Source organism: Dickeya aquatica, from assembly GCF_900095885.1.
Taxonomy (GTDB): Bacteria; Pseudomonadota; Gammaproteobacteria; order Enterobacterales; family Enterobacteriaceae; genus Dickeya; species Dickeya aquatica.
Map to the genome: position 1 here is coordinate 1,167,262 of NZ_LT615367.1, position 24,027 is coordinate 1,191,288.

Here is a 24,027-nt window from a genome sequence, read left to right on the forward strand (position 1 = left end):
TTTCCATAATTGCATGATGATAAAGCCTTAATCGCCCGTTAACCGCTCCGAGAGAGTGAGCGGGATTGGCGTCTCGCATTTTTTTTGGGCAATAACAGGGGTGGTACATGCTGCGATTTTCCTCTCTTTCCATACGTTACAAATTTGCACTGGCGCTGGTGCCGTTACTGTTTGCCCTGCTGTGGTTTGCTGCTCTGGGTATGCTGGAGCGGCGTCACGTTGAACAAGATATGGCCCAGTTTTCCACGCAGTTGATACTGGCCCAGCGTGCGGGTAATGCGGTGCATGAGTTGCAGCGCGAACGGGGTATGAGCGCCGGTTACATTGGCAGTAAAGGACAAAAATTTGCAGAGCCGCTGCGTGAACAGCGTGGTGCAACGGATAAAGCGCTGGCAGCGTTGTGGCTGAGCGCGTCAGCGGCGTCGGGCAGTGAAATGACCGCGCGTTTGCAGCGTGTACAGCAACGTTTGCAGGGGCTGGCGTCACTGCGTACACAAATCGATGGTTTCGTGATACCGGCCACGCAGGTGGTAGGCCAGTACACCGCCAGCATCAGTGACCTGATTGGCGTGGTGGGCGATATGAGCCATCAGGTCACGGATGGCGGGCTGATTACGCGTGTGGTGGCGTATTACAATCTGTTGAGTCTTAAAGAGCAGGCCGGTGTCATGCGTGCACTGTTGTCCGAGGTGTTTGCCGTTGACAGCTTTGCGCCCGGTCAATATGAGCGTTTTAGCCAACTGGTTGGCATGGAAAGTGCCTACGCTACGGCATTTAATCAGTTTGCCGAGCCATCGCAACGCCAGCAGATGCAGGCGATACTCAATGACGCTTCGGTACAAACGGCGCTGAAAATGCGCGATACCGCCTTTGCCAAGGCCGCCAGCGGCGGGTTTGGTATTGATGCCAATGAGTGGTTTAAGCAACAGAGCCTGCGCATAGACCGCCTGAAAGGGATTGAAGACACGGTTTCTGCCGATTTACTGGACTGGGCTTCCCGGCTTGAGCAGCAAGCGCGCATGAGTGGTTACGGCTATCTCGGCGGTACGCTGGCGGCGGTGTTGCTGGCGCTGTTACTGGCGGTCTGGGTGGCCCGCAGTATTTACCGCCAACTGACCTCAACATTAAAAACCATCGATGATATGGGCAATGATTTAACGTGTCGGTTAACGGTGCCGGGTGAAGATGAACTCTCACAGTTAAATCGCGCCTATAACCGTGCGCTGGAAAATATCGAACACATCATTGTGACGATTAAACAGAGCGCGGGCTGGGTAGGACAAGCCAGCCATGATATTACCCAGGGCAATCAGAGTCTGGCGCAGCGTACCGACGAGCAGGCTGCCTCGCTGGTGGAAACGGCCAGCAGCATGGAGCAGATTACCATCGCCGTGAAGCAGACGGCCGATTATGCCAGTCAGGCGGCGGAACTGATGAAAAGCATGGAAACGCAGAACAATGTGGCCGATAACGTCACGCTGCAAGCCCGTGAGGCGATGACGCTGATCCGCCAATCCAGCGAGCAGATGTCGCAGATAACCGGAGTGATAGATGCCATCGCGTTTCAAACCAATTTGCTGGCGCTGAATGCCTCGGTAGAGGCTGCGCGAGCGGGTGAGCAGGGGCGAGGTTTTGCTGTTGTTGCAACGGAAGTGCGAAATCTGGCGCAACGCAGTGCCGCGGAATCACAACGCATCAGAGAGCTGATTACGGCCAGTGAGGCGCAGGTTCAGGCTGGTGTGACGCTGGTGGCTCGCAGCAGTGACACCATGCAACACATCATGTCCAGTGCCACACAGGTCAGGGATTTTGTTGGCGATATCGCCACAGCAGCAAATGAACAGGCGCTGGGCGTTGCGCAGGTGCATCTGGCATTAAATCAGTTAGAGCAGGTGACGCAGCAAAATGCGGCACTGGTATCGCAGGCCGCCAGCGCCAGCCAGTTGCTTGACCAGCAGGCTGACCACATGCAACAGACGGTCGATAAGTTTGTGGTATCCGACAATCTGTTGCACCCGGTCGCGCATGCGCCTCAGCCACCGCTGGCGATCAGCCGTGGCGGTAAAGGCGGGCAGCGGCATCCATAAACGTCTGTATGATCTGAGCCAGCATCGGTTGCAATGCCTGCGCCTTGGCTGGCTGCCAGCTAAACGGTGGTTTTTCATCCATGTAGTTGCACTGTGAAAGCTCCAGTTGTATCGCGTGCTGGTGCTGCGCCGGCTGGCCATAGGCCCGGGTGATGTAACCACCGCGAAACCGGCCATTGAGCACCCAGCTCCAGTGCGACTGGGACTGGCATGTTGCGGCGATCGCACTTTCCAGCGCAGGTGCACAGCTCAGGCCGTCATTGCTGCCGAGGTTTAAATCTGGCAATTGGCCAGCAAACAAACGCGGAATGTGTGAGGCAATCGAGTGAGCATCAAACAGCAAGGCATAACCATAACGCTGTTTGAGGCGCGCCAGTTCGTGCTGAAGCTGGTGATGATAAGGCTGCCAGATCTGATCCAGATACTGCTGGCGTAAGGAGGCAGAAGGCGTTTTGCCCGGCAAAAACGCAGGGGTGCCGTCAAACAGGACATCAGGGAACAGCCCGGTGGTGGCCGAGGAGTAAAGCGGCTGGTCATCAGCCGGTCGGTTAAGGTCAATGACCAGACGTGAGTAACACCCTGTCAGAATGCTGGCTCCCTGGGCCTGGGCAAAGGCATAAAGTTCAGGGATGTGCCAGTCAGTGTCCGGCAGCGGTTGTGCGGCCGGGCTGAGTGCCTCAGCCACGTCAGGGGTCAGCGCCGTACCGGCATGGGGAATACTCAGCAACAGCGGGCTGTCACCGGCGAGAAACGTATACGGGGTCATGAGCGTATTTCTCCGCGAAAAATCGTGGTACAGGGAAGCTGGCCACCCAGCCAGTACACCAGCTCTGCCGGGTGCGCCACCGGCCAGTGGACAAAATCGGCCACTTTGCCGCATTCCAGCGAACCCTGCGAATCACCCAACCCCAGCGCGCGTGCAGCATGAATGGTCACGCTTGCCAGCGCCTCTTCCGGCGTCAGGCCGAACAGCGTGCAGGCCATATTCAGCATCAGACGTAACGACAGCGCAGGGGACGTGCCGGGATTACAGTCAGTGGCAATCGCCATCGGTACACCATAACGGCGCAACAGGTCTACCGGCGGGCAACGTGTTTCACGCAGCAGATAATAGGCACCGGGCAGCAATACCGCGACAGTCCCGGCGCTTGCCATCGCGGCGACATCCTGTTCAGTGGCGTATTCCAGATGGTCTGCCGAGAGTGCGCCAAAGCGAGCGGCAAGTGCGCTGCCATGCAGTGATGATAACTGTTCAGCATGCAGTTTGACTGGTAACCCCAGTGCCTGAGCGGCGTCAAACACTTGCCCGACCTGTGCCGGGCTAAATGCCAGATGTTCACAAAATGCGTCCACCGCATCGGCGAGCTGTGCACGGGCGACCTGCGGCAGCAGTGTTTGACAGACCTCGGTTATCCACGCCTGTGGTTGCCCGGCATACTCCGGCGGAATGGCATGGGCGGCAAGACAGGTGGCAACAACCTGTACCGGCATGGTCTGCCCCAGCTCGCGGATAACGTTAAGCATTTTCAGCTCGTTATCGACATCCAGCCCATATCCAGATTTTATTTCAACCGTGGTGACGCCCTCGGCCAGCAATGGGCGCAGGCGCGAGCGTGCATCGTCAAGCAAGCGCGCAGGCGACGCCTGACGGGTTGCCTTGACGGTAGCGAGAATGCCGCCACCGGCGGCGGCAATCTCGGCATAGCTGACGCCGTTGAGGCGTTGTTCAAATTCAGCGCTGCGATCGCCGCCGAACACCAGATGCGTATGGCAATCAATCAACCCAGGGGTGATTATCCCGCCGCCGAAATCCGTGGTACGGGGGGCGGCTATATCAGGCAACTGCTGGCGCGGCCCCAGCCAGACAATTCGCCCGCCGCTGACTGCCAGTGCCCCGTCGTCGATAATCTCGTAGCGCCCGCCACGCAGTGTGACCAGCGTGGCCCCCAGCCACAGACTGTCGCAGGGTAGTGTCATCGCGTATTGCCTCTGCTGTTATCATCTTGTATAGACAAGTTATACGCCCGCCGTGATTTTCAGCAAGGGATGGCGGAATAGGAATTTCTTATTCTGTGGGGCGCTTCGCCGTTTGTACGGTTGTGCCGGAAAGATAAAAAAGCCTTATGCCAGCCTGCGCTCACTTTAGCGTATAGGTATGTCTATACAATAAGCTTCTTCACATTTCACAGGACGTTGTCATGGCCGATTATTTTGCCGCTCGCGCCCTCTTGCCGCAGGGTATGGCGCGTAATGTACGCTTGAGCGTAGATGAACAGGGATATTTGCAATCGGTGACGGCAGAGGCCTCACCGCAAGGGGCACAATGCCTGCCCGGTATCGTGCTGCCGGGGATGACCAATTTGCACTCCCATGCCTTTCAGCGCGCGATGGCCGGGTTAACCGAGGTGGCCGGGCGCTCGCCGGACAGTTTCTGGACCTGGCGTGAACGGATGTATCGGTTGGTGGCGCAATTGACGCCAGAGCAGGTGGGGGTTATCGCCACCCGGCTGTACATCGATATGCTCAAGGGCGGTTACACGCAGGTGGCGGAATTTCACTACCTGCATCATGACCAGCAAGGCAAACCGTATCGCCAGCATGACATGCTGCGCCATGTGCTGGCAGCCGCGCAGCGAGTGGGCATTGGTCAGACGTTACTGCCGGTGCTCTACCATTACAGCGGGTTTGGCGCACGCCCGGCGCAGCCCGGCCAGGTGCGCTTTATCCAGGATGTTGACAGCTATCTGCAACAGCAGCAGGCACTGGCCACGCTGGTACAGCCGTATCCGTTGCTCAATCATGGCGTGTGTTTTCATTCGCTGCGGGCGGTGAGCCAAAACCAGATGGAAGACGTGCTCGAAGCCACGGACAGCGGCCTGCCGGTACATATTCATATCGCCGAGCAGCAGCAGGAGGTGGAGGACTGCCTGCACTTTTGCGGTGAACGCCCGGTGCAATGGCTGTTTAACCGCTTTGCGGTCGATGCACGCTGGTGTCTGGTACATGCCACCCATTTGGATGACACCGAGCTGCACCGGCTGGCAGGCAGCCTGGCGGTGGCGGGGCTATGCCCGACCACGGAGGCAAACCTTGGTGACGGCATTTTTCCGCTGGACCGTTACGTGGCGCTGGGCGGGCGCTGGGGGATTGGTTCAGACAGTCATGTTTCACTGAATGTGCAAGAGGAGCTACGCTGGCTGGAGTATGGGCAACGGCTGCGTGACCGCGCCCGTAATCGTATCGCGCTGGCACAGCAACCGGCAGTCGGCGATGTGCTCTACCGTCAGGCACTGGCCGGCGGGGCGCAGGCTTGCCGGGTGCCGACAGGCGAGCTGAGTGTGGGCTGGCGCGCCGACTGGCTGGTGTTACGTGAGGATGCGATGCTGGCTGGCATTACCGATGGACAGTTGCTTAACCGCTGGCTGTTTGCCGGTGAGCGCCAGCAGATCCGTGACGTGTGGGTAGCGGGTCACGCGGTGATTGAAGACGGCCACCACCGGCTTGATGAAGAGTATGACACCCGGTTTATCGCCCTGATGCAGTCGCTACAGGGGGTTTTGTGATGGTCTTTTTCTCGCTCTCCCGGCTTGCCGTGAGTCGCTGGAAAAATGGCGGCGGTGAAACGCGTGAAATTTGCCGGATTGCCCGCCCTGATAACGAGGGCGAGTTTGGCTGGCGTGCCAGTCTCGCCACTCTGATGCATGAAGGGGATTTCTCACTGTTTCCCGGAGTAGACCGGGTGATGACACCGGTGTCGGGCGAGGCGGTTGATCTACTGGGTGACGGCTGGCGACACCGGCTTGGCGGCTTTGTGCCATTCGCGTTTCAGGGGGAGCAGACGGTGCGTGCCCGGCCAGATGGTGCGCCGAGTCTGGCGCTCAATATCATGACCGACAGACGTGATTATCACGCTGATGTCGGCGTGGTCAGCCGGTTCTTGCCGCGGCAAGAAGGCGGCGACGGGCTGGTATACGTGCTGTCAGGCGAGTGGGATTGCGGCCTGCGGCGTTTGTGCTGTGGTGACGGTGTCTGGTGGCGCACCCCGCAAGCCCCTCCGGCACTGACGCCACGCCAGCCCGGCTCACAATTGCTGTACGCCGCGATAACGCCGACTCACCCGACACCGGATGCCGGGTATCAGCCGCTAAAGCGGCCAACGAGCTGATAACGGGAACCGGGATAAAACAGCTGTGCGGCGGTGACAACGCGTGAGCCGTGCCAGGTGCGCCGGTGGATCAAAAGACAAGGCTCCCGTTCACCGAGCGCCAGAAGTTCACGCTGCCCGGCACTGGCTGCCACCGCCTCAACCCGGTGTTCACCGGCTGTCAGCGGTGCGACGCGGCTGAGGTAACTGTGGGGGGTGTCTTGCGCAAAATCCTGTTGCAGGTAGTCAGGAGCCAGTTGCGGATTGACGTAGCGTTGCTCAAGTTGTACCGGCACGTCATTTTCATAATGCACGATGTGTGAGTGAAACAGCGGCTGGCCGGGGAGGATATCCAGCAACGTCGCTTGCTCGCTATCTGCTGCCAGTGTTGTCAGCAACAGTACCTGACAACGGTGGCGATGGCCTCGGGCGGTGATTTCATCTGCAATATTATGTACTTCCAGCAAAGCGGTCTGCGCTTTCTGCTCGGCGACAAAGGTGCCCACTCCCTGCATTCGCACCAGGAAGCCTTCACTGGTGAGCTCGCGCAGCGCCCGGTTAATCGTCATGCGGCTCACACCAAGTTCACTGACCAGTTCACTTTCTGAGGGCACCCGCTGGTGCGATTGCCAGATACCACTGCGGATCTGGCTGATGATGGCCTGCTTGACGCGCAGATAAATCGGTGCGGGGGCGTCACTCATCACGGCAGCGAGCTGGGCGGCGGTTTGCTGCTCTATCACATCACTATCCTCGAACATGTCTCGTCTGATAGGGCAGTGTAACGAACAACCCCCAACCCTGTATAGAAAACCGCATTTAGAGTGAGGTTTGCTAAAGGCGACGGTCGCGGTGATCCCTCCCGAAGCGATAACCGGGTTTTATCTCCCTGAGAGCCGGTTGATCTACGGTATGTACGCCAGCGGGCATGTGGCTGTGCGTTCTTTGGTGCTCAGGCGTGCTGTTGGTGGGTGAAAGCGGGGCAGTGCGCACCATTTTGGGGCCACTGCGGTGATTTTCCCTTCTGCTTGTTGTCGATTCTCCCTGATAACACGGCTGCCTGCGTGGGCTTATGACGCCTGCGTGTTTCTGGCATGCCTCTTGCTTGTATAGACAAGTTAATCATGCGGCTCGCCTAAAGCGTGATGCCTGATGCACCGCCAGCCAATGACGCTAGCAGGGCAGAGCCGTTGTCGCGGGAGCCTGGAGTGTCAGTATCCACCCAACTGGCTGTGCGGTGGATTTTCCCGTATCCAGAGACTATACCCTTAACATCAGGTCTGTATTTTATGGCGTGGCGGATACCGGTCATGTCAGGGATGTGCAGTGAAAAAGGATATTCACTGCGGCATTACGCCCAGGCAGCAGGCAGGGGAGCGGTTGTCATCCCCGGCGCGCTTTTGTTGTTTCACTTGTCTATACAGGATTAGATATATGTCTCAAACCCAACGCATTTGCCTGACGCCGGGGGCCGTAGATCTGGCGACGCTACGCGCGATTTATCAGGGTGGCGTGACGCTAACGCTGGATGCGTCATCGCGCACGGCGGTACAGGCCGCGCAGCAGACGGTGCAGCACATTCTTCGTCAGGATCGCGTGGTCTATGGCATTAATACCGGTTTTGGCAAACTGGCCCAGACGCGCATCGCCCCCGAACGATTGGCCGAGTTGCAGCGCAACCTGGTGTTGTCACACTGCGCAGGGATTGGCGCACTGCTGGCCGATGAGGTGGTACGTCTGGTCATCGCCACCAAAATTATCAGTCTGGCGCGTGGCCATTCCGGCGTGCGCCTGCTGGTTGTTGATACGCTGCTGGCGCTGTTTAACGCAGGCGTCATGCCCTGTATCCCTGAGAAAGGCTCTGTCGGTGCCAGTGGCGATCTGGCTCCGCTGGCGCATCTCGCGTTACTGCTGCTAGGGGAAGGGCAGGCACGGGTCAACGGCGAGTTCCTCTCTGCGCAGGCGGCGCTGGCCCATGCCGGAGTGGCTCCGCTGGTGCTTGAACCCAAAGAGGGGCTGGCGTTGCTGAATGGCACGCAGGTTTCTACCGCACTGGCGTTACGCGGGTTATTTGAGTCTGAAAAGGTGTTTGCCGCCGCGCTGGTGGCCGGAGCCTTGTCACTGGAGGCTATCAAAGGTTCGGTAAAACCGTTTGATGCCCGCATTCATCAGGCGCGTGGTCAGCAAGGGCAGATTGCGGTAGCGGCTGCGGTCAGTGAGCTGCTGGCTGGCAGCGAAATCCTGTGCTCTCACGCCGCGTGTGGCCGGGTACAAGATCCGTATTCCATTCGCTGCATCCCACAGGTGATGGGAGCTTGTCTGGATAATGTGCGCCACGCCGCCCAGGTGTTACGTATTGAGGCCAATGCGGCATCGGATAACCCGCTGGTATTCCCGCAGGAGGATGAGGTGATTTCCGGCGGTAATTTCCATGCCGAACCGGTGGCGTTCGCCGCCGACATCATTGCGCTGGCGGTCGCCGAGATTGGCGCGATTTCCGAGCGCCGCATGGCGCTGCTGCTCGATAGCTCGCTGTCCGGGCTGCCGCCGTTTCTGGTTAACGACGGCGGCGTCAATTCCGGTTTTATGATTGCGCAAGTGACCGCTGCGGCGCTGGCGTCGGAAAACAAGTCGCTGGCTCACCCCGGCAGCGTTGACAGCCTGCCGACCTCGGCCAATCAGGAAGATCACGTCTCCATGGCGACTTACGCTGCGCGTCGTCTTGGTGACATGTGTTTTAACACCGCCACCGTGGTTGGCATTGAAGCGATGGCTGCCGCACAGGGCATTGATTTCCATCGCCCGCTGCAAAGCTCGCCATTGCTGGAAAGTGAACTGGCACAGGTGCGCGAACAGGTTGCATTTTTGGACCACGACCGCCTGATGGCAACCGATATTGAGCGTATGCGCCAGTGGGCCAGCCGCACGCGCTGGCCATCGGTTATCGCCACATTGCTACCCAGTTATGCCGCGGCCCCGGCTTCTGCCTGATAAGGAATCTGTCATGACCTCCTCTGTTTCAACGACATCGTCTGTTGCCCGCGTGGTACGCGCCCCACACGGAAGCACTTTGCATTGTGAAAACTGGCTGATTGAAGCGGCCTGGCGCATGATCCAAAACAACCTCGACCCAGACGTGGCGGAACGCCCGGAGGATTTGGTGGTGTACGGCGGTATCGGCAAGGCGGCGCGCAACTGGGCGTGTTTTGACGCCATCCTGACCAGCCTGCGCCACTTGAAAGCCGATGAAACCCTGCTGGTGCAGTCCGGCAAGCCGGTCGGCGTGTTTCGCACCCATGTCGATGCCCCGCGCGTATTGATTGCCAACTCCAATCTGGTGCCGCACTGGGCGAACTGGGAGCATTTCCACGCGCTGGATAAAGCCGGGCTGATGATGTACGGCCAGATGACCGCCGGGTCATGGATTTATATCGGCGCGCAGGGCATCGTGCAGGGCACGTATGAAACCTTCGCCGAAGCGGGCCGCCAGCACTATCAGGGCGATTTGCACGGTAAGTGGATACTCACCGCCGGTCTTGGCGGCATGGGCGGCGCGCAGCCGCTGGCCGGGGTGCTGGCCGGTGCCAGCGTGCTGGCGGTCGAGTGTCAGGAATCCCGCATCGATTTTCGCTTACGCACCCGCTATCTCGATGTTAAAGCTGACAACCTTGATGATGCGCTGGCGATGATTGCCGAAGCCTGTGCGCAGAAAAAGGCGCTCTCGGTCGGTTTGCTCGGCAACGCTGCCGAGGTGCTGCCCGAGCTGGTGAAGCGCGCCAACGCCGGTGGCATGAAACCGGATATCGTCACCGATCAAACCTCGGCGCACGACCCGCTCAACGGCTACCTGCCCGCAGGCTGGAGCGTGGCGCGCTGGCAACAAGAGCGCATCAGCAACCCGCAGGCGGTGGTGAATGCGGCCAACGCGTCCATGGCGGTGCATGTGCAGGCGATGCTGGATTTTCATCATATGGGCGTGCCCACCGTGGATTACGGCAACAATATTCGCCAGCGCGCCTTTGATGAAGGTGTACGCAACGCCTTTGATTTTCCGGGCTTTGTGCCTGCCTATATTCGCCCGCTGTTTTGCGAAGGAAAAGGGCCGTTCCGCTGGGTGGCGCTGTCTGGCGACCCGGAAGATATCTACAAAACCGACGCCAAACTGAAAGCGCTGTTCCCGGAGAATCATCACCTGCACCGTTGGCTGGACATGGCGCGCGAGCGCATCGCCTTTCAGGGGTTGCCTGCGCGCATCTGCTGGCTGGGGCTGGGCGAGCGCCATCTGGCCGGGCTGGCGTTCAACGAAATGGTGCGTAACGGCGAGCTGAGTGCCCCGGTGGTAATTGGCCGCGACCATCTGGACTGTGGTTCGGTGGCATCGCCTAACCGGGAAACGGAAGCGATGCAGGACGGCTCGGATGCGGTATCCGACTGGCCGCTACTCAATGCCCTGCTCAATACGGCCGGTAGTGCCACCTGGGTGAGCCTGCATCATGGCGGTGGCGTAGGGATGGGGTTTTCCCAGCATGCCGGTATGGTGATTGTCTGTGATGGCACGGCGCAAGCCGATGCCCGGCTGGCACGGGTACTGTGGAATGACCCGGCGACCGGCGTGATGCGTCATGCTGATGCCGGTTATGACGCGGCAAGTGCCTGTGCCAGGGCGCATCAGTTGAATTTGCCGATGGTGAAATCAACCGGCTGAGCGGCGCATTCGGGGCTTTCATTATCTGGATACCAAAGGCGGCTGAGGCCGCCTTTGTGCGTTCGGGTGCGAAGCCATACGGCGTATGGATAAGATAATCCTATGGTGTGAAAGCGATTTTTTTAGTCATGCTTTGCCACCGGTAAAGACGTTACGGTGGCGTGCTTGTGACAGCCATCGCGTGTCAGGTTTATTGCTCAGTTTGCGGGTTCAGTACCGGTCAGGTTGTGCATCGCTTTTTATCATGTCATCAGTCAGGGAATTATTATGCAGCAGGTTTTTTTCCCCGCTACCGTGGTACGCGGGGCGGGCGTCAGTCAACAACTCGGTGAGATTTGTGCCCGTCTTGGGGGGCGGGTATTGGTGACGGGAGGACATCAGGCGCTGGCAGCGGCGCAGACGGTGATTATCGAACAATTGCGGCAGGCGGGAGTAACGCTGACGGCGGTGGAGTGGTCTGGCGAGCAGTGCAGCGTCGGCCAGATTGAAAGACTGTGCTCGCGGGTGCACGAAACCGGCAGCGATCTGTTGCTGGCAGTCGGCGGCGGCAAGGCACTTGATACCGGCAAAGCGGTGGCGTTTCAGTGCGGTATTCCGGTGGTGACGTTGCCGACCATCGCGGCTACCTGTGCGGCTGTGACACCGTTATCCGTGCGTTATCACGATGACGGCCACTTTCACGATCTCTATCACTTGCCGGTGGCCCCTGCTGCCGTGGTTATCGACAGTGCGTTGCTGGCGCAAGCGCCATTGCGCTGGCTGGCGGCCGGTCTGGGCGATACGCTGGCGAAGTGGTATGAGTTTCGTGCTATCGATCATGGTGACAACGGCGGCGGTTTTGCTGCTTCGTCACGCGCTAACAGCGAAATTTGTTTTCGGTTGATAGAACAGTACGGTGAAGCCGCCTGTCGTGCGGTGATGGCCGGGCAGCATAGCGACGCGCTCGATCAGGTGCTGGATGCCATCTTCCTGTTCGCCGGGCTGACCTCGCTGATGGCAAGCGGAGCCCATGCTGCTGCCGCTCACGCCCTGTATGAAGGCTTTACCGTGTGCGACAAAACCCGCGAATTTGGTCATGGTCTGCTGGTGGGGTATGGCAATCTGTGCCTGCTGGCACTGGAGCAGCGCAGCGATGAAGAGCTGCTGGCGGCGATCCGTCTGGCGCAGAATTGTGCGGTGCCGTTGACACTGGCGGCGATTTGCCCTGACCTGAGTGCCTCTGAACTGTCGGCGATTGTGGATGCTGCCGTTGCCGCTCCCGATATGGTCAACATGCCTTTTGCCGTCACCGCTGAGTTGTTGCATCAGGCGATTCGGCGGGTAGAGGCGCTGGCGGCCACGCTAACGGTTTAGGCGTTAAATCACAAAAAGACCGGGCGGATGGCCCGGTCCTGGTACACAGACAGTAGAGTGATACGTCAGAAAGCCCGTGTTGTGCTAATCGGTCATGATGTTAACAGGGCGCTGTACCAGCAAAAAAACCGCTGTTAACCGGCCGGGTAAACCTGTCAGAGTTTGGTGACATCAGAACGGCTAACTTTGCAGTTGGCGGTATTCCAGAAATCCTCGTCGCCGTACTTGGGTGACTCGCCTTGACCTTTCTCCACGCCCTTGTACTCTTCACAAATCTTCGGTTTACCTGCTTTGTAGTCTTTGATCTTGATGTTTTTCAGGGTAGCGACATCGCCGAAGTTACGGTTAACGCCAGCAATGCTGCCAATGGTGCCATTGACAATCAGACCATCAACGTTCAGGAAACGCGGGCCGCCGTTGTTGGTGCAGTCACCGCAGGAGCGCCACAGTTTGCCGTGTTCACCGGTCAGGGTGAAGTTGCCTTTTACCACGGTGGTGCTGTTTTTGGCGTTCTGCTGCAACACTTTGTCCGGCTTGCCACCGTAACCGTTTTTGGCGTTATGCGCGATACCGCCGATGATGGTCATGGTTTTGCCGTTATTGGTGGCGGCGTCTTCACAGATGTCTTCCCAAATCACGTTTTCAATGGTGCAGTTGCCGCTTTCACAATGGATACCGTCAGCACCGCCGGAGGCAGAAATGCGCAGGTTCTTCAGTGAGGCGTTTTTCAAAATGATCAACGGTTTTTGTTTATCGCTGTCATTCGGGCAACTGGTACCGATGGTGACACCGCCACAGTCTACATTGCGGTTCTCAAACGATGCTCCGGGTTTGCACTCGGAGGTGGCTTGTGCCGCGCGCAGCAGGCCGGTTTGTGGTGCGGTGGTTACGGCATTAGACGGGCTTTGCTCTTTACTTGAGCTCACCACATCCACCCAGTACCAGTAATTGACGCCGCTGTTTGCGCTGTCGTCCTGGAAGGTGCGGGTTTCAGCATCCAATACCGCAATGCGCTCGCGCAAATCCGCGTTAGCGGTTGTGCCACGATACACTTCCTGACGTGCAACTTTACCTTCTTCAGTAGACCAGCCGAGATAATTGATGCTGTCTTTTTGCGACAACATCAACGTGGTTTTGGCAGCGAAAGAAGGCACGGACAGCGTGAGTGCGAGCAGAGGCAATACATACTTAAACATACAATCTCCTTGTAAATCCCACAGATATTGACTCTCATTCAATTGAGAGAGAAAAATAAATAAAAGCGGGTACTTCCTGACAGTATCAGATTCACTATAGATCAAAAAATAAAAAGAGTAATAGAAATAAATCACAAAATTCGCATTGAAATAACTAGTATATTATTTTGTTTGTTTTATTTATCTAAGGGTATAAATCTGAGTGGTATTAAATAATAATGAAAAGGAATTATTCAGTGTAGTAGATAAGGGCGCTGCGTTAGTCCGTTCTCTGTTGGTTTTTCACCAGGGAGCGGGCCGTGCATGCATGGCCCGGCAGAGAAGATCAGGCTGGTGGCCTGCGAGAAATGTGCCCCACCTGTTTGTTAATAGGGAGAGTGGTATGTTAAAAAATAGCTACCAATATAGCTAAAGACGGGGCTGTATATCAGAGGTAAATATCTCTCTGCTCATGGTTGCGCACAATGGTTAGCTTTAATTTTCCTTTGGGGATCTGTTTCAGATGTTCCCTGACCTGGTTAATCTGTGCTGGCGCATAGGTGATATCATTCACTTTAAGTAAAATATCACCGTTGCGCAGGCCTGTTTTCTTTAATACATCATCCGGGTTATAGAACACCTCGATTTGTTTATCCCTGGCGCGAATTGCAATGTGGCGTTGTGCTTTTATTTCTTTCCTTTCAATGCTCTGGGTGTCATAACAGAACATCATTCGGGAAGGTATAAACGCATAGCGATCAAAGCGGGATAAAAAATCCATGCCGATAGCGAAATGTTTATTTTGATTGGCGCTGACATTGATTTCACCAAGCGGCATACCAGCAAACGTTATGCCTTTCAGAATGTAGCTGTTTTCAGTGACTATACCACCAAGATCAACGGCGGCACTATTCTCAGTATTGCGTGTTACGGCGTCTTTCCCCTTTATTTTTTCTATCATTTTGATGACTTCGATATCAACATTATTACTGTCTGCGCCGGTGTCAACGTAGAGCGCGAGTTCGCTGTCATCCACATCAAACCAAAGTACCGGCATGTTATTGTATCGGTTATCGTATGCGGTACATTTCTGATAGGTGTTAGCGCCAGGTGCATCTTTGCTGATGGTTAATCGCTGCTTTTTATTATCCACCATCCAGTTGAGTTTGCGGAATGTATCAATACCGATAATGCCATCAATATTAGTACCCATAGCTTCGGAAAGGCGGGATAAATCGATGGCCAACCAGAGATCATTGTCTCGGATTTCCTCTGAGCCAATCGAGAAAGGAAGCGGCTTAACGGCGATGTCGCTCTCAGGTTTTATGCGATCATAGACGGTATTGATATGTGTTAACCCTTCCCGGTAAATTTCCGCAATTTCTGTGATTAATAGCGGTCTGGTGATTTTTTTGGCAACACGTTTATCAATCGTTGTAAAACTGGCACCTGTATCGACCAGGAAATTAAAACTCTGATGGTTAATTACCACCGGAATAATCAGCATTTCATCAAAATAAGCCTCTAAAATAGGGGTCTTTTTGAACGGGGGGGGTTGAGGTGTGGAATAAATGGTGTGGCTGGCACACCCAGAAACAGCAAGGCCTAACAGCAACGTTAAAACCGATTTTTTATTTATTTTTTCAGGACGAATAGACATTGGTGATATTCTCCGTTTTTTCAGGGGATTTGGATTCTCGCCAATTAAATTGGTCATCGTCAATTTTTTTTATTTATATCGGATTTTTCTGGCAAGTTTATTGCTATGGCGAGTTTATTGTTGTTGTCTGTTTGTAGGGGTGTTTTTTCTGAAAAAATGAATGCTGAGTCCGTGAAGTGAAATCAAGGATTTTTCTTTGGGTTGTGTTTTATTTATTGCCGCGATGGGGAGAGAATGATTTTTTACGTTTGATATGCATCATGAAATAATCGTGGTTATGGATGGTGAACGGGGATAATAGGCGAATCAACCCTGTCGCATCTTCACGGCGACGGAAAATCACAGTAAGCGGGCATCCATGCCATTTTATTGCGCCTCCCTGTGCTTCCCTTATCCCTTCTTTAGCACTGGCAACGCGGCCTTGCCTGATTGCCTGTATCAATTAACGATCAGTGCAGCCCCGGCACCGGAATATCCGCACTGACGCGCAGCCCGTTTGCATCAAAAATCATGCAGTGGCGCGCGTCGAAACCCACCGTGATGGCCTGCCAGGGGCTAAATTGCACATCGCCGGGCAGCAAAATTTTCACGCCATCCCGCCCATAGCACTGGCCGAACAGATAGGTGTTGTTGCCGAGCCGTTCGACCACTTCGCACTGAAAATCCAGCGTGGCCTGCTGTGCGCCGGATGTATTGAGGTGTTCCGGGCGAATACCCAGCGTGATGCTTTCACCCACCTGACGGGGTGGGGTGTCGATATTGAGCGTGACGATTTTTTCCGTGGTCAGTGCGAGCTGCACCTGACCCGGCTGCCAGGCGACCACGGTGGCGGGCAGGAAATTCATTTTAGGCGAGCCGATAAACCCGGCGACAAAACGGTTCTTCGGGTTGTAATACAGCGCCATCGGCGAGCCGCATTGCTCCACTTTGCCGTCTTTCATCACCACGATTTTATCGGCCAGCGTCATGGCTTCGACCTGATCGTGAGTGACATAGACCATCGTCGTTTTTAATTCCTGATGCAGCCGTGCGATGTGCAGACGCATATCCACCCGCAGTTCGGCATCCAGGTTGGAGAGCGGCTCATCGAACATAAACACTCTTGGGTTACGCACGATGGCGCGGCCAATTGCAACGCGCTGGCGCTGGCCGCCGGAAAGCTGTTTGGGTTTGCGATCAAGCAGGTGCGACAGTTGCAGCGTTTTGGCCACCATCTCGACCTGATGACGAATGCGATCTTTGGGCACCTTGTTCACTTTCAGTCCGTAGCCCATGTTTTCGGCAACGGTCATGTGTGGGTAGAGCGCGTAAGACTGGAACACCATGGCCACGCCACGGTGCGCCGGAGCAACGTCATTCATGATGGCGTTATCGATAAGAATGTGGCCATCGCTTATCTCTTCAAGCCCGGCAATCATGCGCAGCAAGGTCGATTTACCGCAGCCCGAGGGGCCGACAAAAACCGCGAACTCACCGGCCTCGATATCCAGATTGATATTGTGCAGCGTTTCCGTATTACCAAAGCGTTTGGTGACATTTTTCAAGCGTATGCTGGACATGCGTTCTTCCTCTGCCGGGCGTGCTATTCAGTGACCTGATACCGGGTCGCGTGGCGTGTTGGTCTGCCAGTGTATGTATTACGTATAACAATTTTTTCTTGACGACTGACAGTGCTGTTGCCTTAAAGCGACTATAACGACCTTGTTTTTAGCGCCATACCGCTGTGTTTCATTTCTGCAATTGTGATCACACAATAGTCACTTTCCTGTCGTCATATCCCTATGGTTAGCGTAGCGTATAACATTATCGCTGGCAGTAAATCAGCTGTGAGATGCCCTGTAATATCAGCGATGATGCGTTTCCCCAGGTGTTATCACCGGTTTTTAAAAATAAAAATGTTATACCTTCACAAGAGGTCGATAATGAAAACCAAGTTACTTACCGCCCTGCTGTTCTCTGCCACTGCGGCCAGCTCACTGTTGGCCTTTCCTCTCCAGGCCGCCGGACAACTGACCGTGTGGGAAGATATCCGCAAGTCCGATGGAATTAAGGACGCCATTGCTGATTTTGAAAAACAGTACAACGTGAAAGTGAATGTGCTGGAGATGCCTTTTGCCCAGCAACTGGAAAAGCTGCGACTCGATGGCCCCTCGGGTATTGGCCCGGATGTGCTGGTTATCCCCAACGATCAGCTCGGCGGCGCGGTAGTACAGGGGCTGATTGCACCGCTGACGATAGATAACGCGACGCAACAGAGCTTTACCGACGCCTCCATCGCCGCATTTCGCATGAACAACCAGACCTACGGCTTGCCCAAGGCGGTGGAAACACTGGTGCTTATCTACAACAAAGCGCTGGTTACGAAGCTGCCCGCCAGCCTGCAAGAGTGGTATGACTTTTCGCGCCAGCAGCAGGCGCAAAACCGCTTTGGCCTGCTGGCGAAGTTTGATCAGATTTATTACAGCTGGGGCGCTATCGGGCCGATGGGCGGGTACATTTTCGGCAAAAACGACAAGGGCGGGCTGAATCCGCTGGATATTGGCCTGAATAAACCCGGCGCGGTTGAAGCGGTGACGCTGTTGCGTAAATTTTACGCCGACAAGCTGTTTCCGTCAGGGATCCTCGGTGATAACGGGCTCAATGCCATCGATTCACTGTTTACCGAGAAAAAAGCGGCGGCGGTGATTAACGGCCCCTGGGCGTTCCAGCCCTATGAAGCCGCCGGGATTCATTATGGTGTCGTGCCATTGCCGACGCTGCCTGATGGCAAGCCGATGAGCTCGTTTCTGGGCGTGAAAGGCTATGTGGTATCGACCTGGAGCAAGGATAAAGCGCTGGCACAGCAGTTTATGCAGTTCATCAACCAGCCGAACTACGTCAAGGTGCGCTACCAGCGTACCGGCGAAATTCCGCCGCAAAAGAGCATGATTGATGACCCCCTTATCAAAAACGATGAGAAAGCCAGCGCCGTGGCGGTTCAGTCCGCCAGAGCGGTGCCGATGCCGGGCATTCCCGAAATGGGCGAAGTCTGGAGCCCCGCCAACGCCGCGCTGGAGTTGAGCCTGACGGGTAAGCAAGAGCCACAGGCCGCGCTCGATAACGCTGTTAAGCAAATCAAAATGCAGGTCGAAGCCATGCAAGCCAGCAACCAGTAAGCGAGCCGTGGGTTGATGCGCTTTGTTTGCCGACATGCCAGTCGGTGTCATGTCGGCAAACGTGATGAGTGAATGCAACAGGCAATACCAGACGGGAGGGCCACCTCCCGTGATGAGAAGGAGCAGCGTGTGATTATCAGTTCCGGCGAACCCTTATCGGGGGAGAAGCATTGCAGTCGTCACGCCTGGATGGCGCTGCTGTGCGCAGTGGTGCCCGGCGGCGGGCAGTTTTACCATCGTCAGTGGGCGAAAGGGATGGTGTTTCTGGTGCTGCTCGGCAGCTATCTGGGCGTCTTCCGGGATTTTCTGCACACCGGGCTTTGGGGCGTGTATACGCTGGGAGAAGAGGTGCCGCGCGATAACTCTATCTTCCTGCTGGCTGAGGGGATAATCAGCCTGATTATCATCGCATTTGGCGTGCTGATTTACGCGCTGTCATGGCGCGATGCGTGGCGCAATGGCAAGCGGCGCGATGCGGGGCTGGCGCTACATAGCGTGCGTCAACAGTACCGTTTACTGCTCAGTGACGGCTTCCCTTACCTGATGATTACGCCGGGCTTTATCCTGCTGGTGTTCGTGGTGATTTTCCCGATTCTGTTTGGTTTTGCCATTGCATTTACCAACTACAACCTCTACCACACCCCGCCGGCCAAACTGGTGGAGTGGGTTGGCGTGAAGAATTTTGTCAGCATTTTTACCCTGAGTATCTGGCGCTCGACGTTCTTTGATGTGTTGCAGTGGACGGTAGTGTGGACGTTACTTGCCACAACGCTGCAATGCACGGTGGGGGTGATGCTGGCGATTCTGGTGAATCAGAAAGATTTGCGCTTTAAGCCGCTGATCCGCACGATTTTTATTCTGCCCTGGGCGGTGCCGGGGTTTGTCACCATTTTGGTGTTCGCCGGGATGTTTAACGACTCGTTCGGCGTTATTAATAATGCGATTCTGGCTGCGCTGGGCATCAGCCCCAAGGCCTGGCTGACCGACCCGTTCTGGACGAAAACCGCGCTGATTATGATGCAAACCTGGCTTGGTTTTCCGTTCGTGTTCGCCATGACCACCGGCGTGTTGCAAGCCATTCCTGATGATTTGTATGAAGCCGCCACGATGGATGGCGCGAGCAACTGGACGAAGTTGCGCACCATTACGCTGCCGCTGGTGCTGTATTCGATTGCGCCGATCATCATCACCCAATACACCTTCAATTTTAACAATTTCAACATCATCTACCTGTTTAACAACGGCGGCCCGGCGGTGGCAGGCTCGAATGCCGGAGGCACGGATATTCTGGTGTCGTGGATTTATAAGCTGACGATGTCGTCATCGCAGTATGCGATTGCCGCCACTATCACCATTTTGCTGTCGGTGTTTGTGGTTGGGGTGGCGCTGTGGCAGTTCCGTGCCAGCCGCGCGTTTAAAAATGATGACATGGCTTAAGGAGAACGCGATGTTCAGATCTCAACCCAGCGCTCAGGGCTCGTCTATTCGGCGACATCAAGGCAGCATCCGGCGTGAAAAAGCGATTCGGCTGACGCTGTCCTGGCTGGTCATCATGATGGTGTCCGTCATCATTATCTATCCGCTGGTCTGGACGGTGGGCGCGTCGCTCAATGCCGGTAACAGCCTGCTCAGTACCGCCATCATTCCAGAAAACCTGTCGTTTCAGCATTATGCCGACCTGTTTAACGGCCAGGTTAACTACCTGAGCTGGTACTGGAACTCGATGAAAATCAGCTTCCTGACCATGGTGTTGACGCTGATAAGCGTCAGTTTTACCGCCTATGCTTTTTCTCGCTTTCGCTTCAAAGGGCGGCAGAACGGGCTGATGCTGTTTCTGCTGTTGCAGATGATCCCGCAATTTTCCGCGTTGATTGCCATTTTTGTGTTGTCGCAACTGCTGGGGCTTATCAATAGCCATCTGGCGCTGGTGCTGGTGTATGTCGGCGGCATGATCCCGATGAATACCTACCTGATGAAGGGCTATCTCGACGCTATCCCCCGCGATTTGGATGAGTCGGCCCGCATGGATGGGGCCGGGAATTTCCGCATTTTTATTGAAATCATTATGCCGCTGTCCAAACCGATTATTGCGGTGGTGGCGCTGTTCTCGTTCACCGGCCCGCTGGGGGATTTCATTCTCGCCAGTACCATTTTGCGCACCCCGGATAAATACACGCTCCCTATCGGCCTGTATAACCTGGTGGCGCAAAAAATGGGGGCCAGTTACACCACCTATGCCGCCGGGGCGGTGCTGATTGCGGTGCCGATAGCCCTGCTGTACCTGATGTTGCAGAAATATTTTGTCTCCGGCCTGACCTCGGGCAGTACCAAAGGATGATCACCATGAAAAAGATGATACCCACATTACTGGCTGTTTCTCTTGCCCTTGCCACCTCACCGCTGATGGCGGCGGAATCGGTGGTGATTAAACCGCTGCGCAATACACCGGCCGGTTTTATCAAAGGGGCTGATATTTCTACGCTGCTGGAAGTGGAGCGGCAGGGCGCGGTGTTCTATGACGAGAATCACCAGCGGGCTGACCCGATAGTCGTGCTGAAGAAAAACGGCGTGAATTATATCCGCCTGCGGTTGTGGGTTGACCCCAAAGACGCAGCCGGAAACCCGTATGGCGGCGGTGACAATGACCTTGCCACAACGTTGGTGCTGGCTAAACGCGCCAAGGCGCAGGGCATGAAGTTGCTGCTCGATTTTCACTACAGCGATTTCTGGACTGACCCCGGTAAGCAGTTCAAGCCGAAAGCCTGGGCGAACCTCCCCTACGAGGCGCTCAAAACCGCCGTACATGATTACACTCGCGACACCATCGCCCGCTTTAAGCGCGAAGGGGTGTTGCCGGATATGGTACAGATTGGCAATGAGGCCAATGGCGGCATTCTGTGGCCGGAGGGCAAAAGCTGGGGGCAGGGCGGCGGTGAGTTTGACCGGCTGGCCGGGTTACTCAATGCCGCGATTGCCGGTTTACGTGAGAACCTGAGCTCACCGGGTCAGGTAAAAATCATGCTGCATCTGGCTGAAGGCACGAAGAATGACACCTTCCGCTGGTGGTTTGATGAAATCACCAGGCGTGGTGTGCCCTTCGATGTGATTGGCCTGTCGATGTATACCTACTGGAATGGCCCCATCAGCGCGCTGAAAACCAATATGGATGACATCAGCCAGCGCTATAACAAAGATGTGATTGTGGTCGAGGCCGCTTACGGCTACACGCTGGCGAATTGCGATAATGCGGAAAACAGCTTTGGCGCTAAAGAAGCCAAAGACGGCGGCTACCCGGCAACGGTGCAGGGGCAGGCGGATTTCATGCGCGATTTAATGCAAAGCGTGATTGATGTGCCCAGCCAGCGCGGCAAAGGTGTGTTTTATTGGGAGCCGGCCTGGATAACGGTGCCGGGAAATACCTGGGCGACACAGGCTGGCATGAATTACATCAATGACAATTGGAAATTAGGCAATGCCCGTGAAAATCAGGCGTTATTTAATTGTCAGGGTGAGGTGTTGCCTTCTATCAAGATATTTAAATAACCGAGACGCTGATTTTTTATTGTATTTGACGGCACGATCCCTCGTGCCGTCAGCCCCCTGAATATCAGCAGATATACCGCAAAAGAATAATGTCTTAAGGATGTTCTATGAAACGATTTCCACCTTTGTTTGCAAAGGTTGAAGGGCTATTGCATGGCGCGGATTATAATCCAGAGCAATGGGCGAATTATCCCGATGTGATTGATGATGACATTGCCATGATGCAGCAGGTGAAATGCAATGTCATGTCAGTCGGTATTTTCAGCTGGTCAAAGCTCGAACCGCAAGAGGGGCAATACCACTTTGACTGGCTCGATACGCTGCTGGATAAATTGCATCAGCGTGGCGTATCCGTGTTTCTGGCGACCCCGAGCGGCGCGCGCCCGGCCTGGCTGTCACAGCGTTACCCTGAGGTACTGCGGGTCGGGCGTGACAGGGTGCAGGCCTTGCATGGCGGTCGTCATAATCATTGCCTTTCATCGCCGGTGTACCGCGAGAAAGTGCGGCAGATCAATACCCTGCTGGCAGAGCGCTATGGCCATCACCCGGCGGTGATTGGCTGGCATATCTCTAATGAATATAGCGGTGAGTGCCATTGCGAGCGCTGCCAGCAGGCCTTTCGCCGCTGGTTACAGGCGCGTTATGTCACGCTGGAGGCCCTTAATCACGCCTGGTGGAGCGATTTCTGGAGCCACACGTATAGCGACTGGTCACAAATTGACTCGCCCGCGCCACACGGCGAGGTTTCTATTCACGGTTTAAACCTTGACTGGCGGCGTTTTAATACGGCGCAGGCGATGGATTTTTGCGCCGGGGAGATTGCGCCATTAAAACGGGTGAATCCGGCGTTACCGGCCACCACCAACTTTATGGAATATTTCTACGACTACGATTACTGGCAGTTTGCGCAGGTGCTGGATTTCGTCTCCTGGGACAGTTACCCGATGTGGCACCGCGATAAAGACGACGCCACGCTTGCCTGCTATACCGCCATGTACCACGACCTGATGCGCTCGCTAAAACAGGGGCAGCCGTTTGTCCTGATGGAGTCTACGCCCAGCACCACCAACTGGCAGCCGCTGAGTAAGCTGAAAAAACCGGGCATGCATATTCTGTCTTCGCTACAGGCGGTGGCGCACGGAGCGGATGCGGTGCAGTATTTCCAGTGGCGTAAAAGCCGCGGGTCGGTGGAGAAATTCCACGGCGCGGTGGTTGATCACGTCGGGCATGTTGATACCCGCGTCGGGCGCGAGGTGGCGGCGCTTGGCGATATGCTCTCGAAGCTTGGCGATGTTGCGGGCAGCCGGGTTGAGGCGCAGGTGGCCATCCTGTTTGACTGGGAGAGCCGCTGGGCAATGGATGATGCACAAGGGCCGCGCAATCTCGGGCTGGAGTATGAAAAAACGCTGGCAGAACACTATCGGCCATTTTGGGAGCAGGGGGTGGCGGTGGATGTGATTAACGCCGATGGGGATTTCAGCGCTTACCGGCTACTGATAGCACCGATGCTCTATATGGTGCGCCCCGGCTTTGCCGAACGGCTGGAGGCGTTTGTGCGTCAGGGCGGGCAGGTGGTGATGACCTACTGGAGCGGCATTGTTAATGAAAGCGACCTGTGTCATTTAGGCGGTTTTCCCGGCCCGCTGCGCGCGCTTTTCGGCATTTGGGCTGAGGAGATTGACTGCCTGGCGGAGGGGGAATTTAACCGCGTGCTGGGAGTTGCTGGCAACACGCTGGGGCTCAAAGGGCCTTATCAGGCACGCCATTTGTGTGAGCTTATTCATCTGGAAGGCGCGCTGGCGCAAGCCAGTTATTGTGATGATTTTTATGCCAGGCGCCCGGCTGTGACCGTCAATCATGTCGGTGAAGGCAAAGCCTGGTATGTCACCTCACGCAACGATCTGGCATTCCAGCGGGATTTTTTCACCGCGCTTATCCGCGAGCTGGCGCTGCCGCGTGCGCTGGAAACCGTGTTGCCGCCGGGCGTGAGCGCCCAGCGCCGTAGCCACCCTGATGAGGAGTTTATTTTTATCGGTAACTACAGCGCCCAGCCGCAGTCTGTGGCGGTGCCAGCCGGTTATTGCGATAAATTGACCGGTGAACCGGTGACGGATATTGCCCTCAGCGCCTGGGGATGCCGGGTGCTCCATCGCCACCTTGCCTGATTGCCCTGTCTTCACCACGCCTGGCCACCCGCGTCAGGCG

17 protein-coding genes are annotated in these 24,027 nt (G+C 55.9%); 11 read left to right on the forward strand and 6 right to left on the reverse strand.

Annotation, left to right across the window (positions count from 1 at the left end):
- The first annotated feature begins 107 nt into the window (after positions 1-107).
- The gene (locus DAQ1742_RS05355) at positions 108-2,087 is read left to right on the forward strand and encodes a methyl-accepting chemotaxis protein (RefSeq protein ID WP_067487218.1); all 1,980 of its coding nucleotides are present in this window, start codon (positions 108-110) and stop codon (positions 2,085-2,087) included.
- On the opposite strand, the gene hutG is transcribed toward DAQ1742_RS05355, so the two are convergent.
- The gene (gene hutG, locus DAQ1742_RS05360) at positions 2,050-2,853 is read right to left on the reverse strand and encodes an N-formylglutamate deformylase (RefSeq protein ID WP_035343441.1); all 804 of its coding nucleotides are present in this window, start codon (positions 2,851-2,853) and stop codon (positions 2,050-2,052) included. The genes DAQ1742_RS05355 and hutG overlap by 38 nt on opposite strands.
- Positions 2,850-4,064: an imidazolonepropionase gene (hutI, locus tag DAQ1742_RS05365; protein ID WP_035343440.1), complete on the reverse strand. Its 1,215-nt coding sequence runs from the start codon at positions 4,062-4,064 to the stop codon at positions 2,850-2,852. Before hutI ends, hutG begins: the two co-directional genes overlap by 4 nt.
- Before the next feature lie 221 nt (positions 4,065-4,285).
- Between hutI and DAQ1742_RS05370 the strand changes: the two genes are divergently transcribed.
- Together DAQ1742_RS05370 and DAQ1742_RS05375 are read left to right on the forward strand one after the other, a co-directional pair.
- Positions 4,286-5,650: a formimidoylglutamate deiminase gene (locus tag DAQ1742_RS05370; RefSeq protein ID WP_035343439.1), complete on the forward strand. Its 1,365-nt coding sequence runs from the start codon at positions 4,286-4,288 to the stop codon at positions 5,648-5,650.
- Positions 5,650-6,252 carry a HutD/Ves family protein gene (locus DAQ1742_RS05375; RefSeq protein ID WP_051124105.1) on the forward strand — a complete coding sequence of 201 codons (603 nt, stop codon included), beginning with the start codon at positions 5,650-5,652 and terminating at the stop codon, positions 6,250-6,252. The genes DAQ1742_RS05370 and DAQ1742_RS05375 overlap by 1 nt, the downstream gene beginning before the upstream one ends.
- On the opposite strand, the gene hutC is transcribed toward DAQ1742_RS05375, so the two are convergent.
- Positions 6,225-6,992: a histidine utilization repressor gene (hutC, locus tag DAQ1742_RS05380; RefSeq protein WP_051124104.1), complete on the reverse strand. Its 768-nt coding sequence runs from the start codon at positions 6,990-6,992 to the stop codon at positions 6,225-6,227. The two genes, DAQ1742_RS05375 and hutC, sit on opposite strands and share 28 nt — an antisense overlap.
- Before the next feature lie 673 nt (positions 6,993-7,665).
- Here hutC and hutH point away from each other — a divergent pair.
- The 3 genes from hutH to DAQ1742_RS05395 all read left to right on the forward strand — a co-directional run bounded on the left by hutH (position 7,666) and on the right by DAQ1742_RS05395 (position 12,289).
- Entirely contained in the window at positions 7,666-9,222 is a 1,557-nt protein-coding gene (hutH, locus tag DAQ1742_RS05385) for a histidine ammonia-lyase (RefSeq protein WP_067487215.1), read from the forward strand.
- A 13-nt stretch (positions 9,223-9,235) separates the two neighbouring features.
- On the forward strand, positions 9,236-10,936 hold the full coding sequence (hutU, locus tag DAQ1742_RS05390; protein ID WP_035343429.1) for a urocanate hydratase: 1,701 nt from the start codon (positions 9,236-9,238) through the stop codon (positions 10,934-10,936).
- A 264-nt stretch (positions 10,937-11,200) separates the two neighbouring features.
- Positions 11,201-12,289: an iron-containing alcohol dehydrogenase family protein gene (locus tag DAQ1742_RS05395; RefSeq protein ID WP_083961170.1), complete on the forward strand. Its 1,089-nt coding sequence runs from the start codon at positions 11,201-11,203 to the stop codon at positions 12,287-12,289.
- A gap of 155 nt (positions 12,290-12,444) precedes the next feature.
- On the opposite strand, the gene pelI is transcribed toward DAQ1742_RS05395, so the two are convergent.
- The 3 genes from pelI to DAQ1742_RS05410 form a co-directional block, all read right to left on the reverse strand.
- On the reverse strand, positions 12,445-13,485 hold the full coding sequence (gene pelI, locus DAQ1742_RS05400; RefSeq protein ID WP_035343425.1) for a pectate lyase PelI: 1,041 nt from the start codon (positions 13,483-13,485) through the stop codon (positions 12,445-12,447).
- Positions 13,486-13,912: 427 nt separating this feature from the next.
- A complete protein-coding gene (locus DAQ1742_RS05405; RefSeq protein ID WP_180706244.1) occupies positions 13,913-15,124 on the reverse strand; it encodes an aspartyl protease family protein in 1,212 nt (403 codons plus the stop codon).
- A 449-nt stretch (positions 15,125-15,573) separates the two neighbouring features.
- Positions 15,574-16,683: an ABC transporter ATP-binding protein gene (locus DAQ1742_RS05410; RefSeq protein ID WP_067487210.1), complete on the reverse strand. Its 1,110-nt coding sequence runs from the start codon at positions 16,681-16,683 to the stop codon at positions 15,574-15,576.
- 363 nt (positions 16,684-17,046) lie between these two features.
- Between DAQ1742_RS05410 and DAQ1742_RS05415 the strand changes: the two genes are divergently transcribed.
- The 5 genes from DAQ1742_RS05415 (at position 17,047) to DAQ1742_RS05435 (ending at position 23,987) form a co-directional block, all read left to right on the forward strand.
- On the forward strand, positions 17,047-18,279 hold the full coding sequence (locus DAQ1742_RS05415) for an extracellular solute-binding protein (RefSeq protein ID WP_035343418.1): 1,233 nt from the start codon (positions 17,047-17,049) through the stop codon (positions 18,277-18,279).
- Between the two features lie 129 nt (positions 18,280-18,408).
- On the forward strand, positions 18,409-19,716 hold the full coding sequence (locus DAQ1742_RS05420; protein WP_067487207.1) for a carbohydrate ABC transporter permease: 1,308 nt from the start codon (positions 18,409-18,411) through the stop codon (positions 19,714-19,716).
- A gap of 10 nt (positions 19,717-19,726) precedes the next feature.
- A complete protein-coding gene (locus DAQ1742_RS05425) occupies positions 19,727-20,617 on the forward strand; it encodes a sugar ABC transporter permease (RefSeq protein ID WP_051124103.1) in 891 nt (296 codons plus the stop codon).
- 5 nt (positions 20,618-20,622) lie between these two features.
- On the forward strand, positions 20,623-21,822 hold the full coding sequence (locus DAQ1742_RS05430) for a glycoside hydrolase family 53 protein (protein ID WP_035343414.1): 1,200 nt from the start codon (positions 20,623-20,625) through the stop codon (positions 21,820-21,822).
- Between the two features lie 107 nt (positions 21,823-21,929).
- The gene (locus DAQ1742_RS05435) at positions 21,930-23,987 is read left to right on the forward strand and encodes a beta-galactosidase (RefSeq protein WP_035343411.1); all 2,058 of its coding nucleotides are present in this window, start codon (positions 21,930-21,932) and stop codon (positions 23,985-23,987) included.
- The last annotated feature ends 40 nt before the right edge of the window (positions 23,988-24,027 follow it).

Excerpts from the sequence above, each read along its gene's own strand:
- DAQ1742_RS05370 (WP_035343439.1), top strand. The coding sequence starts at position 4,286 with ATGGCCGATTATTTTGCCGCTCGCGCCCTCTTGCCGCAGGGTATGGCG.
- hutG (WP_035343441.1), bottom strand. The coding sequence starts at position 2,853 with ATGACCCCGTATACGTTTCTCGCCGGTGACAGCCCGCTGTTGCTGAGT.
- DAQ1742_RS05430 (WP_035343414.1), top strand. The coding sequence starts at position 20,623 with ATGAAAAAGATGATACCCACATTACTGGCTGTTTCTCTTGCCCTTGCC.
- DAQ1742_RS05375 (WP_051124105.1), top strand. The coding sequence starts at position 5,650 with ATGGTCTTTTTCTCGCTCTCCCGGCTTGCCGTGAGTCGCTGGAAAAAT.
- DAQ1742_RS05415 (WP_035343418.1), top strand. The coding sequence starts at position 17,047 with ATGAAAACCAAGTTACTTACCGCCCTGCTGTTCTCTGCCACTGCGGCC.
- hutH (WP_067487215.1), top strand. The coding sequence starts at position 7,666 with ATGTCTCAAACCCAACGCATTTGCCTGACGCCGGGGGCCGTAGATCTG.
- DAQ1742_RS05425 (WP_051124103.1), top strand. The coding sequence starts at position 19,727 with ATGTTCAGATCTCAACCCAGCGCTCAGGGCTCGTCTATTCGGCGACAT.
- hutC (WP_051124104.1), bottom strand. The coding sequence starts at position 6,992 with ATGTTCGAGGATAGTGATGTGATAGAGCAGCAAACCGCCGCCCAGCTC.
- DAQ1742_RS05355 (WP_067487218.1), top strand. The coding sequence starts at position 108 with ATGCTGCGATTTTCCTCTCTTTCCATACGTTACAAATTTGCACTGGCG.
- DAQ1742_RS05410 (WP_067487210.1), bottom strand. The coding sequence starts at position 16,683 with ATGTCCAGCATACGCTTGAAAAATGTCACCAAACGCTTTGGTAATACG.
- DAQ1742_RS05435 (WP_035343411.1), top strand. The coding sequence starts at position 21,930 with ATGAAACGATTTCCACCTTTGTTTGCAAAGGTTGAAGGGCTATTGCAT.
- pelI (WP_035343425.1), bottom strand. The coding sequence starts at position 13,485 with ATGTTTAAGTATGTATTGCCTCTGCTCGCACTCACGCTGTCCGTGCCT.
- hutI (WP_035343440.1), bottom strand. The coding sequence starts at position 4,064 with ATGACACTACCCTGCGACAGTCTGTGGCTGGGGGCCACGCTGGTCACA.
- hutU (WP_035343429.1), top strand. The coding sequence starts at position 9,236 with ATGACCTCCTCTGTTTCAACGACATCGTCTGTTGCCCGCGTGGTACGC.
- DAQ1742_RS05405 (WP_180706244.1), bottom strand. The coding sequence starts at position 15,124 with ATGTCTATTCGTCCTGAAAAAATAAATAAAAAATCGGTTTTAACGTTG.